16 protein-coding genes are annotated in these 15,654 nt (G+C 67.0%); 8 read left to right on the forward strand and 8 right to left on the reverse strand.

The window, feature by feature from the left end:
* The first annotated feature begins 111 nt into the window (after positions 1–111).
* The gene (locus tag ACV095_RS19685; RefSeq protein ID WP_478222536.1) at positions 112–1,455 is read left to right on the forward strand and encodes a carboxylesterase family protein; all 1,344 of its coding nucleotides are present in this window, start codon (positions 112–114) and stop codon (positions 1,453–1,455) included.
* Between the two features lie 4 nt (positions 1,456–1,459).
* Positions 1,460–2,212: a DUF429 domain-containing protein gene (locus tag ACV095_RS19690; protein ID WP_478222537.1), complete on the forward strand. Its 753-nt coding sequence runs from the start codon at positions 1,460–1,462 to the stop codon at positions 2,210–2,212.
* 7 nt (positions 2,213–2,219) lie between these two features.
* Here the strand turns inward: ACV095_RS19690 and ACV095_RS19695 are convergent, their stop codons facing one another.
* Positions 2,220–4,661, reverse strand: a complete 2,442-nt coding sequence (locus tag ACV095_RS19695; RefSeq protein WP_478222538.1) for a phosphoketolase family protein — start codon at positions 4,659–4,661, stop codon at positions 2,220–2,222.
* 222 nt (positions 4,662–4,883) lie between these two features.
* Between ACV095_RS19695 and ACV095_RS19700 the strand changes: the two genes are divergently transcribed.
* A complete protein-coding gene (locus ACV095_RS19700) occupies positions 4,884–5,483 on the forward strand; it encodes a hypothetical protein (RefSeq protein WP_018770268.1) in 600 nt (199 codons plus the stop codon).
* Positions 5,484–5,534: 51 nt separating this feature from the next.
* Here ACV095_RS19700 and ACV095_RS19705 read toward each other — a convergent pair whose 3' ends face one another.
* The 4 genes from ACV095_RS19705 to serS all read right to left on the reverse strand — a co-directional run bounded on the left by ACV095_RS19705 (position 5,535) and on the right by serS (position 9,733).
* Positions 5,535–6,119, reverse strand: a complete 585-nt coding sequence (locus tag ACV095_RS19705) for a histidine phosphatase family protein (protein WP_018770269.1) — start codon at positions 6,117–6,119, stop codon at positions 5,535–5,537.
* Positions 6,120–6,181: 62 nt separating this feature from the next.
* Positions 6,182–7,075: an HAD family hydrolase gene (locus tag ACV095_RS19710; protein WP_056388605.1), complete on the reverse strand. Its 894-nt coding sequence runs from the start codon at positions 7,073–7,075 to the stop codon at positions 6,182–6,184.
* A 195-nt stretch (positions 7,076–7,270) separates the two neighbouring features.
* On the reverse strand, positions 7,271–8,314 hold the full coding sequence (locus ACV095_RS19715) for a hypothetical protein (protein ID WP_478222539.1): 1,044 nt from the start codon (positions 8,312–8,314) through the stop codon (positions 7,271–7,273).
* A 138-nt stretch (positions 8,315–8,452) separates the two neighbouring features.
* Positions 8,453–9,733, reverse strand: a complete 1,281-nt coding sequence (gene serS / locus ACV095_RS19720; RefSeq protein ID WP_026265933.1) for a serine--tRNA ligase — start codon at positions 9,731–9,733, stop codon at positions 8,453–8,455.
* Positions 9,734–9,821: 88 nt separating this feature from the next.
* Between serS and ACV095_RS19725 the strand changes: the two genes are divergently transcribed.
* Positions 9,822–10,904 (forward strand): diacylglycerol/lipid kinase family protein, encoded by a 1,083-nt coding sequence (locus ACV095_RS19725; RefSeq protein ID WP_018770273.1) that lies wholly within the window; start codon positions 9,822–9,824, stop codon positions 10,902–10,904.
* A 67-nt stretch (positions 10,905–10,971) separates the two neighbouring features.
* On the opposite strand, the gene ACV095_RS19730 is transcribed toward ACV095_RS19725, so the two are convergent.
* From ACV095_RS19730 to ACV095_RS19740, 3 genes are all read right to left on the reverse strand, one after another.
* Positions 10,972–11,175 (reverse strand): hypothetical protein, encoded by a 204-nt coding sequence (locus tag ACV095_RS19730; protein WP_056388420.1) that lies wholly within the window; start codon positions 11,173–11,175, stop codon positions 10,972–10,974.
* Between the two features lie 94 nt (positions 11,176–11,269).
* Complete coding sequence (gene pheA, locus ACV095_RS19735; RefSeq protein ID WP_018770275.1) at positions 11,270–12,250, reverse strand: prephenate dehydratase; 981 nt, start codon at positions 12,248–12,250, stop codon at positions 11,270–11,272.
* The gene (locus ACV095_RS19740) at positions 12,250–12,576 is read right to left on the reverse strand and encodes a rhodanese-like domain-containing protein (protein ID WP_478222540.1); all 327 of its coding nucleotides are present in this window, start codon (positions 12,574–12,576) and stop codon (positions 12,250–12,252) included. Before ACV095_RS19740 ends, pheA begins: the two co-directional genes overlap by 1 nt.
* 209 nt (positions 12,577–12,785) lie before the next feature.
* On the opposite strand from ACV095_RS19740, the gene ACV095_RS19745 reads away from it, so the two are divergent.
* From ACV095_RS19745 to ACV095_RS19760, 4 genes are all read left to right on the forward strand, one after another.
* Positions 12,786–14,195 (forward strand): amidase, encoded by a 1,410-nt coding sequence (locus ACV095_RS19745; RefSeq protein ID WP_478222541.1) that lies wholly within the window; start codon positions 12,786–12,788, stop codon positions 14,193–14,195.
* A gap of 148 nt (positions 14,196–14,343) precedes the next feature.
* Complete coding sequence (locus tag ACV095_RS19750) at positions 14,344–14,568, forward strand: hypothetical protein (RefSeq protein ID WP_018770278.1); 225 nt, start codon at positions 14,344–14,346, stop codon at positions 14,566–14,568.
* A gap of 131 nt (positions 14,569–14,699) precedes the next feature.
* Positions 14,700–14,903 (forward strand): hypothetical protein, encoded by a 204-nt coding sequence (locus tag ACV095_RS19755; protein ID WP_018770279.1) that lies wholly within the window; start codon positions 14,700–14,702, stop codon positions 14,901–14,903.
* A gap of 227 nt (positions 14,904–15,130) precedes the next feature.
* Positions 15,131–15,625, forward strand: coding sequence for a LapA family protein (locus tag ACV095_RS19760; RefSeq protein ID WP_478222542.1), 495 nt, complete (start codon positions 15,131–15,133; stop codon positions 15,623–15,625).
* Positions 15,626–15,654 lie beyond the last annotated feature (29 nt).

Below are 15,654 nucleotides of genomic sequence, written 5' to 3' on the forward strand. Positions count from 1 at the left end.
CCTGAATCCCCGTCTGCCGGACAAGTCCCCGCTTCATGCAAGGGGGATAGGTCCGGGAGGCGGGGATTTGTCGTTGTCCCCACAAAGGTAAATCTGTGGAATCGTGGGGCTGTGAGTTCTGAGCCAGCACTGACTTCCCAGCTCTTGTTCCATCCGCCCTGCGGCCCTGTCGCCGGCTGGCGGGACGGCGAGGTTATCCGCGCCACAGGGATCCCGTACGCCGAGGCCGCCCGGTTCCAGCCGCCCGTGCAGGTCCCGGACTGGACCTCCGAGCTGTCCGCCACGTCCCTCTCCCCTGCCTGCCCCCAGGCGCCCGTGCCGTTCCTCGACGACGTCCTGGGCACCAGATACGGGGAGCTTCCGGGGAGCGAGGACTGCCAGAACCTTTCCATCACCATGCCCGGCGACGTCAGGCCGGACGAAAAACTGCCCGTCATGGTCTGGATCCACGGCGGCTCCTACACCACCGGCTCCGGGGACCTGGCCATCTTCGACCCCGCCCGGCTGGTGGCCGAGAACCGCGTCATCGTGGTCTCCGTGACCTACCGGCTGGGGCTGTTCGGGTTCCTGGCCACACCCGCGGGACGTCCCGGCAACCTGGGGCTCCTGGACCAATTGGAGGCATTCCGGTGGGTGCAGCGGAATATCCAGGCCTTTGGCGGCGACCCCCGCCGGGTCACCGCATTCGGCCAGTCCGCCGGTGGTGACGCGATCGCCCACCTGATGGCCACACCCGAGGCGCCCACCCTCTTCCAGCGCGCCATCATCCAAAGTGCACCGCTGGGCATCACCCGCGGGCGGGCCAAAATGAACCACGCCATGGGCATCGCCGCCGAATCGGTCACCGAACAGACACCGGCCATGGACGTGGTGGCGGTCGAGGAACAGGTCACCCAGGTGGCCAAAAAGTTCGGCATGCTGGCCGCCATGCCCTTTGGCACACAGTACGGGCACGATCCACTCCCGGAGGAAGCCGGGATCGAAGCGGCGTGGGACCGGACGGCGCCCGGCATCGAGGTGCTGATCGGCCATACCTCGGAGGAGGCCCGCCTGTTCCTTCCCCGCAGCCCTCGACTGATGCGGCTGGCCGGTATCCCCTTGGTGGGTCAGCACGCCGTGCGTGCCATCGACTGGGTGGTCACCGAAACCGTGTACGGCCGGGCAACGCGCCGGTTCGCCCGGCGCCACGCCAAAGCGGGCGGAAAAGCCCACCGGTACCTCCTGACCTGGCATGCCCCCGGCAACATCTTTGGCGCGGCCCACACCGTGGACCTGCCCCTGCTGCTCGGCACCAGGGAAACATGGGACGGGGTGGGACTGATCGCCGGCGCCCGCTGGGAGGACGTGGAGGCGGCTGGCCGGAAGGTGCGGGCCCTGTGGGCCGGTTTCGCCCGCGGCGCCGACCTTGGGAAGTCCGGCGGCATCACCGGAGTCCTGCAGTATCAGGCAGCCTGAGAGCGTGAAAACGCTGGGCGTGGACCTGGCGGCGGCCACCAGGAAGACCGCCGTCGCGGTGATCGAGTGGGAGCCAGATGCGGCCCGGCTCACCCACCTGGCCCTGGACGTGGACGACCAGGACATCGTGGAGCTGTTCGGCTCCTGCGACATGACCGGCGTCGACTGTCCGGTGGGCTGGCCCGACGCGCTGATCCCGTTCCTTACCGGCCACCTGAACTTCGACGCCGATCCCGTCCTCGAGTACGACGGAATTGCCGGCCGGAGGCTGCTCGCCTACCGGGACACCGACCGCTTCGTCACGCGCGAAACCGGGCTGATTCCGCTCAGCGTCTCCGCCGACCGGCTGGCCCATCCTGCCATGCGCTGCGCCGTGATCCAGGCAAAGATCGCCGCCCTGCACGGCCCACAGGCGCGTGACGGCTCAGGACGCCTGGCCGAGGTCTACCCGGCAGCATCCCTGAAGATCTGGGGCCTGAACGGGCGCGGTTACAAGGGCCGGGGCGTCCCGGAAGCCGAACGCCTCGGCCTCCTGCTGGCGGCCCTCGAAGAGCAGGCGCCATGGCTGGACCTGGGCAGGCACCGGGGCACGCTGGCCGGCTCGGACGATTTCTTCGACGCCGTCATCGCTTCCCTGACCGCCCGGGCCGCCGCCCGTCGTCGTACGCTCTTGCCGGACGGTTCCCATGCGCAGGCAGCGCGCAGCGAGGGCTGGATCCACCTGCCCTCCTGCACGCTGGACGAACTCCGCAACTAGGTGGGGGTCAGCCGCCCAGCTTCCAGTTCCGGATCTCCTCCGGGTCCTCGCCGTGGGTGCGGGTGTGCTCGCGCGCCCGGTTGCGGCGGTCCTGCAGGTCCTGGCGCAGGAGCGAGTGCTTCTCAGCCAGGCCGGGTACCCGGTCGATCGCGTCGATAGCCAGGGTGAACCGGTCGATTCCGTTGAGCATGGCCATGTCGAACGGTGTGGTGGTGGTCCCCTCTTCTTTATAGCCGTGCACGTGGAGGCCCTGCTGGTTGGTCCGCCGGTAGGCCAGCCGGTGGATCAGCGCCGGGTAGCCGTGGTACGCGAAGATGACCGGCTTGTCGGCGGTGAAAATCCCGTCGAAGTCATGGCCGGGGAGGCCGTGCGGGTGCTCGCTGTCGTCCTGCAGCCGCATCAGGTCCACCACGTTCACCACCCGCACCTTGAGTCCGGGCGCGCCCTTCCGGAGCAGTTCGGCGCCCGCCACGGTCTCCACGGTGGGGACGTCACCGGCGCAGGCCAGGACGACGTCGGGCTCCTCGCCGGGCACTTCGGAACCGGCAAACGTCCAGATCCCCAGGCCGCGGCGGCAATGGTTGGCGGCATCGGCCGGACCGAGCCAGGTGGGTGAGGGCTGCTTCCCACTCACCACGATGTTCACGTAGTCCGTGGAGGCCAGGCAGTGCTCCATGACGGAGAGCAGGGTGTTGGTGTCCGGCGGCAGGTAGACCCGGATGACCTCGGCCTTCTTGTTCACGGCGTGGTCGATGAAGCCGGGGTCCTGGTGCGAGAAGCCGTTGTGGTCCTGCTGCCACACGTGCGACGACAGCAGGTAGTTCAGGGAGGGCACCGGCTGCCGCCAGTGCAGCTTCCGGGAGACCTTCAGCCATTTGGCGTGCTGGTTGAACATGGAGTCGACAATGTGGACGAAGGCCTCGTAGCAGTTGAAGACGCCGTGCCGGCCCGTGAGGAGGTACCCCTCCAGCCAGCCCTGGCACAGGTGCTCGCTCAGCACCTCCAGGACCCGGCCGGAGCGCGCAAGGTGCTCGTCGACGTCGTCGATCCTGTACTGCCACACCTTGTCGGTGACCTCATAGACGTTCTGCAGCCGGTTGGAGGCCGTCTCGTCCGGGCCGAACAGCCGGAAGTTATCCATGTTCTGCGCAATCACGTCCCGCATCCAGGATCCGAGCGTAACCATGGGGCTGACCCGCTCGGTGCCCGGGCTGGGAACCTCCACGGCGTGGTCGCGGTAGGCGGGCAGCTTCAGCGCGCGCCTCAACAATCCGCCGTTGGCATGCGGTGTGGCACTCATGCGGAAGTCGCCCGTGGGCGCACCTTCGGCGACGTCGGGCCGGAGCCGGCCGTCGCCGTCGAACAGTTCCGCCGGCCGATAGGACTGCAGCCACTCCTCCAGCTGCTTCAGGTGCTCGCCGTTGGTGCGGACCTCGGACAGCGGCACTTGGTGGGCCCGCCAGGTGCCTTCCACCTGCAGCCCGTCAACCATGCGGGGTCCGGTCCAGCCCTTGGGCGAGCGCAGCACGATCAGGGGCCAGCGGTGTCCGCCCTCCCCCGCCTCTTCACCGGAAGCGTCCTGCCGGTGGGCATCCTGGATGGCCTTGATATCCGCCAGGCACCGGTCCAGGACGCCGGCGAAATCGCGGTGCGCCTTTTCGGTGTCGTCCGGGTCCGCCACCGTGACGAAGTACGGTTGGTGCCCGTATCCGCGCAGCAGCTGCTCCAGCTGGTCCTGGGGCATCCGGGCCAGGATGGTGGGGTTGGCAATCTTGTAGCCGTTCAGGTGCAGGATGGGCAGGACGGCACCATCCACGGCGGGATCAAGGAAGTTGTGGGAGTGCCAGCTGGCGGCCAGTGGACCGGTTTCCGCCTCGCCGTCGCCAATCACCACGGCGGTCACCAGCTGCGGGTTGTCGAACACCGATCCGTACGCGTGGGCCAGGGAGTACCCCAGCTCCCCGCCTTCGCTGATGGAGCCGGGGGTTTCCGGGGCCGCGTGGCTGGGGATTCCGCCGGGGTAGGAGAACTGCCGGAAGAGTTCGGCCAGGCCTGCCTCGTCATTGCCCACGTGGGCATAGATTTCGGAGTAGGTCCCCTCCATCCAGGCATTGGCGACGACGGCGGGACCGCCATGGCCGGGACCGGCGACGAAGAGCATCTCCAGGGAGTCGCGGCGGATCACGCGGTTCAGGTGGGCGTAGACGAAGTTGAGTCCGGGGGTGGTGCCCCAGTGCCCCAGCAGGCGGGACTTGGTGTCCTCTGCCTGCAGCGGTTCCCGCAGCAGGGGGTTGGACCGGAGGTAGATCTGTCCCACCGAAAGATAGTTGGCGGCCCGCCACCATTTGTCGACGAGGCCCAGGTCTTCCTGCCCCGGCCCCTCCTGCCGTGCGCCGCCCTGCTGCACGTCGTCCTGCTGCATCTCATCCTGCCCAGTGCTGCCGGCCATAACCATCCTCACGTCGGGTGTGCCGCTGCAGGCGGCCGTTCCCCCATGGCAACAGATGGAGGGGCAGGCAGGCAAGCCCCGCCGTCGGGCTTTCCGCTCTTGCCACCCAGCGCCAGCCGGCATGGGCTCGCCCGGGCCGGGAAAATCTCCTGCCCAACCGGCAACCGGGCCCTGCAATCGGCCGTTCCGTAGTTCCTACTTCCGGGTAGTGTGGATCCAGAAATGTTCACGTTGACCATCAATCAGACGGACAGCCGGCGCGACGGCGACCAGGTGCCGCAGCTGCTCAAGGCGCTGCGGCACATCCCTGCGCGCCTGGACTTCGACCGGTCGGTGGAGGACGAAGTCCAGGGAATCGTCGACTGCCCGCACCAGGCCGTGGATGCCGCACTGATCGCACTTCGCAGCGGGCACTGGTACGTGGGGATCGGCGCGGGGCCGGTAAATGAGCCGCTGCCCAACCAGATCAAGGACGCCTCCGGCCACGGTCTGGTGTACGCGCGCCGGGCCGTGGACAGGCTCCGCAGCAGCAAGGAGCGGATCCCGGTGGCGGTGGAAGGACCGCTGGCCGATGTCGCCCACGACGCCGAGGCCATCCTCAGGCTGCTGGGCCATATCGTGCGTGACCGTTCCGATGCTGAATGGCGGGTGCTGGACCTGCTGACCCCCGGGGTCCGGGGGCAGCAAAAAGCCGTGGCGCAGGAACTGGGCATCACCACCCAGGCCGTCAGTAAAGCGGTGGCCCGGGCGCAGTGGAGTGAGGAGCACGGCGCCCGGCCCGCAGCTGCCAGGTTGCTGGCACTGATCCTCGAAGCCCGGTAGCCAGCTGACTGTCCTGCCAGCTCTCTTTAGTTACTTTCAGGGCCGGCCAGCCTAGTTGCCGGCGGCTGCCATCACGGGCTCGCCGTTGAAGTACTCCAGTTTCCAGCCGTCCACCGCGTGGTGGTGCGCCAGATTCAGCACCGCGTTGTCCACGCTCGCCAGGGTCTGGCCAATGGCCCGGCTGAGGCTCACGCGCAGCAGGGTGCCGTGGGTGACCACCAGCAGCCGCTGGCCGCGGAACTCCTCCGCCAGCGCCTCCAGTGCGGCAAGGCCGCGGCCGGCGGCCTCGTCTTCACTTTCCGCGCCCTTGAAGCCGCCCGGAATGCGCAGCGCGTCCAGCTCGGGTCCGGCCTGCATCCCTTCGGCCGGGCCGAAACTGCGCTCGGTGAGTTCCGGAACGCGCCGGGAAACCGCCAGCCCGAGCCCTTCGGCAATCAGGTCTGCGGTTTCCGCGGCACGGCTGAGGGGCGACGAAACGATTGCGTCCCATTCGTACGGGGCAAGGACGGCGACGGCGTCCCTCGCCTGGCCGCGTCCGACGTCGTTCAAGGGGATGTCGGTGGCTCCCTGCAACCGGCGCTCGGCATTCCAGTCGGTCTGGCCATGGCGGACGAGGGCGAACGTCGTAAGGGTCATGCTTCTATTCTGCCTTGACCCAGGACGCGGTCCGGAATCGGGACGGACGGAAGTACCCCGGCCTAGAGGAGGCTGCGCAGCACGTGGGCGGCGCCGTCGTCGTGCACTGAATGGGTGACCTCATCAGCGGCGGCCACCACCTCCGCCGGAGCCTGGCCCATGGCTACACCCCGGCCGGCCCAGGTGAGCATCTCGATGTCGTTCCGGCCGTCACCGACGGCGACGGTGAGGTGCTCTTCAAAACCAAGGCGGACCCGAAGGTTTTCCAGGGCGCTGGCCTTGGTCACCCCTGCGGCAGCGATATCCAGCCACGCAGTCCATCCCACCGAATAGGTCACTCCCGCCAGGCCCACGTGGTTGATGGCCTCGTTGAACTCCTCCGGCGTGTTTTCGGTGCTGAAGACCACCACGCGGACGGCGGTGGCTTCCAGCATGGTGTGGAAGTCCACGCCCACGGCCTCCACCCCGAAGCTGGCGTCCTGGAACCGCTCGGTGGAGAGGAAATTGCCGTCGGCATCCTCGAGTGCGTACTTGGCGGACGGGAGGCGCTCCCGGAGCGCACGCAGGGCCGGAGCGGGATCGAACGTGGCCTTGTGGATCACTTCGTAGCCGTTTTCGAGTTCCGGGTGGAGCCGGAGCGTTACGCCGCCGTTGCAGCAGACGGCGTATCCGCGCTCGATTCCGATCTTCTCGATGATGGGAAGGGTGGCGTTCAGGGAGCGGCCGGTGGCGATCATCACCTGGTGCCCCGCTGCAACCACGGCCTGGGCGGCTTCCCGCACACCTGGGGACATGTGGCCGTCGTGGTTCACCAGGGTGCCGTCCACGTCCAGGGCGACCATGAACTTCTGGTCCACAGCGGCGAAGCCGAGGGTGTTGGTGTTGGTGTTGTTGTTCGGATTGTTGTCTCGCCGGTCATCGTTGCCGGCGACTGAGGTTTCAGTCAGCGTTGTCATCCACATAGTGAACCAGACGTAACTGACACGCGCTAGGACGCAGGACACAGGTTTATTGAACTGTTGGTAAACACGGCGGATTCCCACATCCCGGCGGTCCCTCGCGCAGCAGATCCCCCTGGGCGGACGAGTCCCCGTCTTCCCTGGACCAACAGTCCTCACCTCGTTCGCACATCCGTGCCTTCACGGTTCTGATTAGCGAACCAGCTTCTGATTCGCGGGCGAGGACGTGCCGCAGCCCGGGCGGAGTCCGGCTGCCAGGAGCTTGCACCGCAGCCGGCTGGGGTCCGTGAGGTCAGCGCATCGCCAGCGAACAAAGCCGTGGCCCAGCGCCCGGATCCGGTCCTCGCGGAGCTTCTCCCGATATACGGCCTCGTCGGCCGTCATCCCGTCACGCAGGGCGGCCTGGACGTACTTCCCCTTGCCGTCGAACTCACCCACCACCCTCTGGGAAGGCCACCAGAAATCGCTCCTGCCGATGAAGCCGTTGCCGTCCTTAAAGACCTGTTGAAGTACGGGCTGTTCGAAACCAAGGAACTCAAAGATGGCCCGGCTGTACGACTCCCCAACGGACTCCGGCTGGGGGCTCGCCAGGGCAGCGACCCGCTCCGCGCGGCGCCGGGCAGCCGCAGACGGAAGAGCCGCTATGCCGGCGGCAATGCCCGGCACGGACAGAAGGCTGGCACCACGATCCACAACGCCGTCGGCCAGGAGTTTGCGGGCGGCCCCGTCTGCGAGTACCAGTGCCTGGCTCAGGTTCGTGGAGGAAATGACATCCACGGTGGTCTCCATGAGTCCTGTGCAGAGGAACTCCCCATGGCGGACAGGTTCCAGCACGCTCTTGAGCCGGTACCTAAGCGGATAGGAACGCGTGCGGCGCACGTCTTGGGCCGTTCCGTCCCCGCCCAGGACCAACAGCGGCGATTTCCTGATGCCGCTTCGGCCGGGCAAGGCAGTCGCCAACTCCACGCACGGTGGCGTTCCCAGCGTCGGCAGACCGCTCGCCACCGCTGCCGTTTGCCCGCACAAAACGGCACCTTTGACCGATCTGGCGAGTGACGTCGTCGTCCATGCGAAGCGCTGGGACGGCAGCGCGTTGAGCCAGTCCTCGGTGGAGACGTAGAAGCCGCGCCGAATCCGCACCAATTGCCCTGCTTTGAAGGCGCGGTGCACGCCGTCGGTGCCGGCGCCCGTGCGGAGAATGGCGGCAGTATCAATCAGTCCGGGTGGCATGTCCATTCCAACAGGATGTTGGACCATGGAAGCGCGGTCACCGGTCCGCTGCCTGTATGTGGACAAGCGACCGTCAGGCCTAAGCATGTTCGCGGATCAGAACCATGAAGGTCCTGATCCGCGAACAAGCTTATGAAAGCTCCCTTAGAGGACCGGCAGGACCTCGAGGCCGCCCAGGTACTTCTGCAGCGCCTTGGGCACGTTGACGGAGCCGTCCGGGTTCTGGTGGTGCTCCAGCAGCGCCACGATCCAGCGGGTGGTGGCCAGGGTGCCGTTCAGGGTGGCCACTGCCCGGGTGCCCTTGGCGACGCCCTCGGAGTTCACCACGCGCTCACGGATATTCAGGCGGCGCGCCTGGAAGGTGGTGCAGTTGGAGGTGGAGGTCAGCTCGCGGTAGGCGCCCTGCGTGGGAACCCAGGCTTCGCAGTCGTACTTGCGTGCGGCGGAGGTGCCGAGGTCACCGGCAGCGGTGTCAATCACGCGGTACGGCAGTTCGCACTTGGCCAGCATTTCCTCTTCCCATGCCAGGAGGCGCTGGTGCTCGGCGGCGGCCTCTTCAACAGTGGTGTAGATGAACATCTCCACCTTGTTGAACTGGTGGACGCGGATAATGCCGCGGGTGTCCTTGCCGTGCGAGCCGGCCTCGCGGCGGTAGCAGGAGCTCTGGCCGGCGTAACGGATGGGGCCCTTGGAGAAGTCCAGGATCTCGTCTGCGTGGTACCCGGCCAGGGCAACCTCGGAGGTGCCCACCAGGTAAAGGTCGTCTTCGGCGAGTCGGTAGATCTCGGCGTCGTGCTTCACATCGAAGCCGGTCCCCTGCATGGTCTCGGGACGCACCAGCGTGGGGGTGATCATCGGGACGAACCCTGCCTCGATGGCCTGGTCCATGGCCATCTGCAGCAGGGCCATCTCCAGCCGCGCACCCACGCCGCGCAGGAAGTAGAACCGGGCACCGGAGACCTTGGCACCGCGTTCCATATCTATGGCACCGATCAGCTCGCCGATCTCCAAGTGGTCGCGCGGCTCGAAGTCGGGGAATTCACGGGGGGTGCCGACGGTTTTGACCACCACGTAGTCGTCCTCGCCGCCCTCGGGCACGCCGTCCTCAATAAGGTTGGGGATGGTGCGCAGGAGTTCTTCCTGCTTGGTCTGCGCGGCATCGGCCTCGGCAGACGCAGCCTTAACCGAGTTGGCGAGCTCCTTGACCTCTGCCAGCAACGCCTGCTTCTCTTCACCCTTGGCCTGCGCCACCTTCTTGCCGAACACGTTCTGCTCGGCGCGGAGGTTTTCAAAGCGGATCAGGGCAGCGCGGCGGGCGGAATCCGCGGAGATGATCGCGTCCACCACTGATTCGTCCGCGCCACGGGCACGCTGGCTGGCACGGTATTTCTCCGGGTTTTCGCTGAGGTCTTTTACGTCGATCACCACACAAGGGTATCCAATACCGCGCACGACGGCGGGCGGCAGGGTGCGTGCCCCCACGCGCCGCCCGCACGGCTACTGTTGAAGCACCATGAGCGACTGGATTCTCTACCTGCTGATTGCGGTGGCGCTTGCCTTCGCCACGTCCAGCTGGTGGGGGGTGCGCCGCCTCAAAGCACTGCATATGCGCAGCACCGTGGCGGGGGAAGTTTACGACTCCGGGCTGGCGCAGCAGCGGGTGGCCGTGGTCCTGAATCCAATCAAGGCGCGGGCCGGGGAAGCGAGGGAAATCATCCAGCGCGCCTGCCTGGCAGCCGGGTGGGAGGAGCCTGTCTTCTTCGAGACGACCGCGGAGGACCCCGGCTTTTCCCAGATGCAGGCCGTCCTGGCCGGCAAGCCCGACGTCGTCCTTGCGGGCGGCGGCGACGGTACCGTCCGGGTGGTGGCCGAGGCCCTGGCGCACACGGACATTGCCATGGGTTTGATTCCACTGGGTACCGGCAACCTGCTGGCGCGGAACGTGGACCTGGATGTGAACGACCTCCACGGCAACGTCCAGACAGCACTGTTCGGCCGCCAGCGCTACATCGACACCGCACGGATGGCCATCGAGAACTCCCGGACCGGCCACTACTCCGAGCACATCTTCCTGGTGATCGCCGGGATAGGCATGGATGCCGAGGTCCTGGCCGACACCAATGACGGGTTGAAGAAGGCGGTGGGCTGGCTCGCGTACACGGAGGCGGGTGTGCGCCACCTGCCGGGCCGGCGAAAGAAGGTTTCCATTGCGCTGGACGGCAACCCGGAGCAGGTAAGGAATATCCGCAGTGTGCTTTTCGCCAACTGCGGCCTGGTCCCCGGCGGCATCGACCTGATCCCGCAGGCCATGATCGACGACGGCATGCTCGACGTTGTGGTGATGAGCCCCCGCAGCGCGCTGGGGTGGCTGCTGATGTACGTGAAAATCATGTTCAAGCACAGCGGCAAGCTGCCCATCATGACCGTTTACCGGTCAGGCAGGGTGGTGATCAAGTGCCCCGAACCCATGCCCACACAGCTCGACGGCGACACCTCGGGTGAAGCCACGCAGCTCACCGTCCAGGTTCTGCCGCGGTCACTCCTGGTCCGGGTCAAGCGGGACGTCCATGGCAGCAGTGCCACGGCGGTGCGTTAGCAAAGGTGCGTTGACAAAAGAGCGCTGACAGCGCTGTTACGTGACAAAAGCAAGAGTGCTGCGCGGCTCAGGCGCTGGCCTGCTTCTTTGCATCGGCGGCCGCCTTGGCGGCAGCGTGGGCTTCAGACTGCTCGCGGATCATGGCCTGCTCTTCCTCGAAGCGCAGGCGGTCGGCGCGGTCAGCGTCATCCCCGTCCCAGTCCTGGTTGTCAGCGGTCGGCTTGGGGTTGACGATCATCCCCTGGCCGTCGTTCTCAGTGCTGCTGGTCATGACCCTCTCCCTTCGTCAGGGGCCATACCCCGTGTGGATCAAGCAAGCATACGCATTGTCCGCAGCCCGCGGAAGTAGTTCCCAAGCCATTTGCCTACGCTCTGGGCGAAGCTGCGGAACCGGTTTCACCTGCGAAGGATTCTGCATCGAGTATGGATTCCACCCATGATTGGGCCGCAGAGAACGCCGCGTCGGAGACATAGGCCGGGACCGGCGTCTGCTGCTTGTCTGCCCTGGCGTACGAGCCAAGGAAACGCGTCCCCGGGCTGATGCGGTGCAGCCCCGCCAGCGCGTCGGCCACCCTCGCCTCGCCTGCGTGGCCGTCGGCATCAATGCTGAAGAAATAGTGTCCCAGGTACTGTCCCGTGGGCCGGGACTCGATCCGGCTGAGGTTGACGCCGCGGCTGGCGAACTGGTCCAGGATCTCCATCAGGGCTCCGGGACGGTCCTCCGGAAGCGGCACCACCACCGTGGTTTTGTCCGCACCGGTCCGGGCCGGCAGGGCCCCTGGCAGGCTCACCAGGATGAAGCGGGTGACCGCACCCGGGTTGTCACCGATATCCTCCGCCAGCACGGACAGTCCGGCATGTTCGCTGGCCACCAGCGGCGCGCAGATGGCCGCGTCGTAGTGGCAGTCGGCCGCCAGCAACCCCACGGCCGCGGCGGCGGTCGAGGAGCCGGGAACGTATTCCGCATCGGGTATGTTCTTGTCCATCCACAGCCTGCACTGGGCCCAGGCGTGGCCGTGCGTGGAAACGCGCCGGACATCTTCCAACCGCGCCCCGGGACGGGTTACCAGGACAAAGCTGATGGGAATCAGGACCTCGCGGATGATCCGCAGTTCCTGGCCGGTGGCGATGGCGTCCAGCGTGGCCGTGACACCGCCCTCCACGGAGTTCTCGATGGGGACCATGGCGGCGTCGGCCGCACCTTCACGGACCTTCCCAAGGGCGGAGTTGACGTTCGACGCCGGGATCCTCACCGCCTCAAGGGCATCGGGTACCTGGAGGAGGGCAGCCTCGGTGAAGGTGCCTTCCGGACCCAGGAACGTGTAGGTGCGGGAAGTACCGGCCACTAAAGCACCAACGGCTTGAGTCCGTTGTCCGAAACCAATGGTTTGCCGGCCTCCAGCCACTGGTCCATCCCGCCCGAGACGTTGATGGCGGAATATCCCTGCCCCGTGAGCCATTGGGCAACGCGGAAGGAGCGGCCGCCCGTACGGCAGATGACATAGAGGTCCTCGTCCGGATCGAGCTCACCCAGCCGGGCCGGGATCTGGTCCACGGGGATGTGGAGTGCGCCGTCAGCGTGGCCGGCGACCCATTCGTAGTCCTCCCGGACGTCCAGGATCACCGCGTCAGCGGGAATGTCATGCACGGGGACGGTATCGAAGTCACTCATCGGAGTCCTGTCTTGGCGGATCAGAGTCAGGTTTAAGCCTAGCTCTTCCGCCCCCTTCCACCGTGAACAGGTATGCAAAAAGCCCCGGGTTAGGCTGGTGAAGCCCAAGGAGGTTTTCATGTCCCAACAGCCCGCCGCCCTCCCCGCACCCCCGGCTCCGGCCGCCCGCACGGAACGGCCTGCCGGTGCGCAAACGGAGTCCCGGTTCCGTGACTGAACTCCATGAGCTTTCGGCACTGGCCCTGCGGGACCTCCTGCGGAGTGGAGCAGTGTCCGCCGCGGAGGCCGCCGCCCATTTCCTGGCCCGGACCGGGCAGCGGAACGCCCTTCTCGGCGCCTTCATCACCGTGACCGCGGAACAGGCCATGGACCAGGCCAAGGCGGCCGATGCCCTGCATGCCCGCGCCGACGCCGATGACCTGCCTGTGCTGCACGGCATGCCCCTTGCATTCAAGGACCTGACGGACGTGGCCGGGGTGGTGACCACGCACGGCAGTGCCGCCCTTGACCACAAACCCGCCCCCGCCGACGCTCCGCTGGTGTCCCTCTTCAAGGATGCCGGCGTGGTTTCGCTGGGCAAGACACAGGTACCTGAATTCGGACTGACGGCCTACAGCGAAAACCGCATCGCACCGCCGTCGCGCAATCCCCATGCACCCAGCAGGAGTTCGGGAGGTTCGTCCGGCGGCAGTGCAGCGGCCGTGGCAGCGGGGCTGCTGCCTTTCGCTCCGGGGACCGACGGCGGCGGGTCAGTCCGCATCCCCGCGGCAGCATGCGGCCTGGTGGGCCTGAAGCCGGGCCGGGGGCTGGTGGCAGCCGGGGAAAGTGCCGGCGATCCCGCGCGGCTGGTGGTGCCCGGTCCCCTTGCCCAGAGCACGGAGGACGCGGCGCTGATGATGGACGTCATGGTCCCGGGAAACCACTACCTCCGGGCAGTGCAACAAGACGAGCCGCCGCGGCTGCGGATCGGCGTCACCCTGGACAGCCCGTGGTCCGGCACGTTTCCCTTCACGCCCGAACAGGACGCCCTGGACGCGCTCCGTGCCGGTGAGGCCCTCCTGGAACACGCCGGCCACAGCCTGGGTGATGCATCCGTCCGCTACGACAACCGTTACCCGGATGCCTTCACGACGGCGTGGACCGCCGGGGTGGGCGCAGCCAGGATCAGTCCGACGCGTGAAGCTCTACTGGCCCCCTTGACGCGGACCTTCCGCCGTCGGGCACAGCAGCGCAGCCCCGCCAAGCTCGCGGAGGCACTGGCATTCCTGCGGCAGTTCCAGCATGACACGGTGGCGCAGTACGGGCAGTGGGACCTGATGCTGATGCCGGCCCTGGCGCAGACGCCGCGGCCGGTGGGATGGTTCACCGGCACGGCGCATGGCGGGGAGCGCTGGCCGTCGGCGCAGTGGCCCGGGGACGCCGACGGCGACTACCGGAAGCAGTGCGAATACGCCCCGTGGTCCTCCATGGTGAATGTGTGCGGCCTGCCGGCCATCACCGTTCCCGTGCACTGGACCGCGGGTAGCGCCGGCAGTGGACTTCCCATGGGAATCCAACTTGTTGGCCCCATGGGCTCCGAAGCCCTCCTCCTGCAGGTGGCCCACCAGCTGGGCTACTAGGGAAACTTCGGGAAGCTCCGCCGGAGGGCAGATGTTGACCTGCTCCTAACACCGGCTTAATCCGCTGGTAACCCTGGCGGCGCACACTTGAAGGAGCACCTTTCAGCACCCTCCATTCGCCCTCCGCCCGATGAGGAGTTGCCCCACCATGAACGTTGAACACCCTGCCCCAGGCACCGAAGCCACCATAACGGCAGACGACGGACGTCCAGACATGAGCAACTCGAACGTCAGGGAAGACCTGGCGATGACCGGCCGGTGCGCGCTGGTCCACCTGCCCACGGGACGGACCTGCCTCCTTCCCCTCCGGCATCAGGGGCCCTGCGAGTTCCACCGCCCGCAGGAGGCACAGGACGTGGTTGACGGCGCCTGACAATCCCGGACATTACTCCTGCCGCAGCGGAGGCCTCTGGTGCATTCGTTGCCCCTGGACTGCGTTGGCATATCGACTCCCCCGCCAATCAGGAGGACGATTAAAGGGCAGTCACCATGAGGAGGTCTGTGATGTGCTACGCATCGAACAAGGACTTCGGGTGGGGCGCCAGGAAAGAAACCAAGCGCCGGCCTGAAGCCGAAACGGAAGCCCCTGCGGAAACTCCGGAGGAGCCGGTCAAGGCACCGGACTTCACGTTCTGGGCCTTCCCCAACTGGCGCAGGATGCCTGCGCCCCGCACCCCCTCCGCCGAACGGAGCAAGGAGAGGGTCTGACCCGGGCGGTGAGACCCGGGGCCGGGCTGACCGGACCGGACCGAAAATGGTCCGGCCAGACTGCCGGAAGGAGGGGTTCTCACGTGAGGGCCCCTCCTGGCCGACAGCTCCCCCGCACCCTTTTCCTGCGCAGGTCATTGCGCCGGTCATGACGCAATTCCTAACGCAGGACGCGGTACCGGTCGTTGTGCCGCGTCAACCGGGGCGTCTATGGTTAGACAATAAGCATGCTTAGCATTTTGGAAAAGGGGACGGACATGAGCGCAGGACAGTACACGCCAGGGCCGGAAGGCCGGCAGGAACCGGATGCCACCACGCCGTCGAACGCAGCGCAGCCATCGGGAGACCGGGCCGCAACCTACGGCGGCGCGCCGTCCTACGCACCGGACGCAGGGGGAACAGTCGGAACAACGGGGACACCGGCCACCGGGACAGCGGCGACGGGCCGTGGAGTCCCTGAACGCAAGGTCACCCGCGCCGGAGTCATCTGGGCAGGTGTCGTGGCATCCTTGGTGCTCCTGATCCTGCTGATCGTCTTCATCCTGCAGAACCAGGACCAGGCCCTGGTCCGGTTCCTTGGTTTTGAGGGGTCCGTCCCGCTGGGGATGGCACTGTTCATCGCTGCCGTATCAGGCGGCGTCTTGGTGGCCGTGGCAGGCGGAGCGCGCATCCTGCAGCTGCGCAGGAACGCCCACCGGACCAGACTCCAGTCCAGGAGGTAGTCCCTTGGCAGCGGGTGCCGCCCGCCGCC

The organism is Arthrobacter sp. JDC6, from assembly GCF_056484025.1.

Bases quoted from the DNA above. Each gene is read 5' to 3' on its own strand.
- ACV095_RS19705 (WP_018770269.1), bottom strand. From the start codon at position 6,119: ATGACCCTTACGACGTTCGCCCTCGTCCGCCATGGCCAGACCGACTGG.
- ACV095_RS19710 (WP_056388605.1), bottom strand. From the start codon at position 7,075: ATGACAACGCTGACTGAAACCTCAGTCGCCGGCAACGATGACCGGCGA.
- ACV095_RS19730 (WP_056388420.1), bottom strand. From the start codon at position 11,175: ATGACCAGCAGCACTGAGAACGACGGCCAGGGGATGATCGTCAACCCC.
- ACV095_RS19700 (WP_018770268.1), top strand. From the start codon at position 4,884: ATGTTCACGTTGACCATCAATCAGACGGACAGCCGGCGCGACGGCGAC.
- ACV095_RS19750 (WP_018770278.1), top strand. From the start codon at position 14,344: ATGAACGTTGAACACCCTGCCCCAGGCACCGAAGCCACCATAACGGCA.
- ACV095_RS19725 (WP_018770273.1), top strand. From the start codon at position 9,822: ATGAGCGACTGGATTCTCTACCTGCTGATTGCGGTGGCGCTTGCCTTC.
- ACV095_RS19755 (WP_018770279.1), top strand. From the start codon at position 14,700: ATGTGCTACGCATCGAACAAGGACTTCGGGTGGGGCGCCAGGAAAGAA.
- ACV095_RS19695 (WP_478222538.1), bottom strand. From the start codon at position 4,661: ATGGCCGGCAGCACTGGGCAGGATGAGATGCAGCAGGACGACGTGCAG.
- ACV095_RS19740 (WP_478222540.1), bottom strand. From the start codon at position 12,576: ATGAGTGACTTCGATACCGTCCCCGTGCATGACATTCCCGCTGACGCG.
- ACV095_RS19715 (WP_478222539.1), bottom strand. From the start codon at position 8,314: ATGGACATGCCACCCGGACTGATTGATACTGCCGCCATTCTCCGCACG.
- ACV095_RS19760 (WP_478222542.1), top strand. From the start codon at position 15,131: ATGCTTAGCATTTTGGAAAAGGGGACGGACATGAGCGCAGGACAGTAC.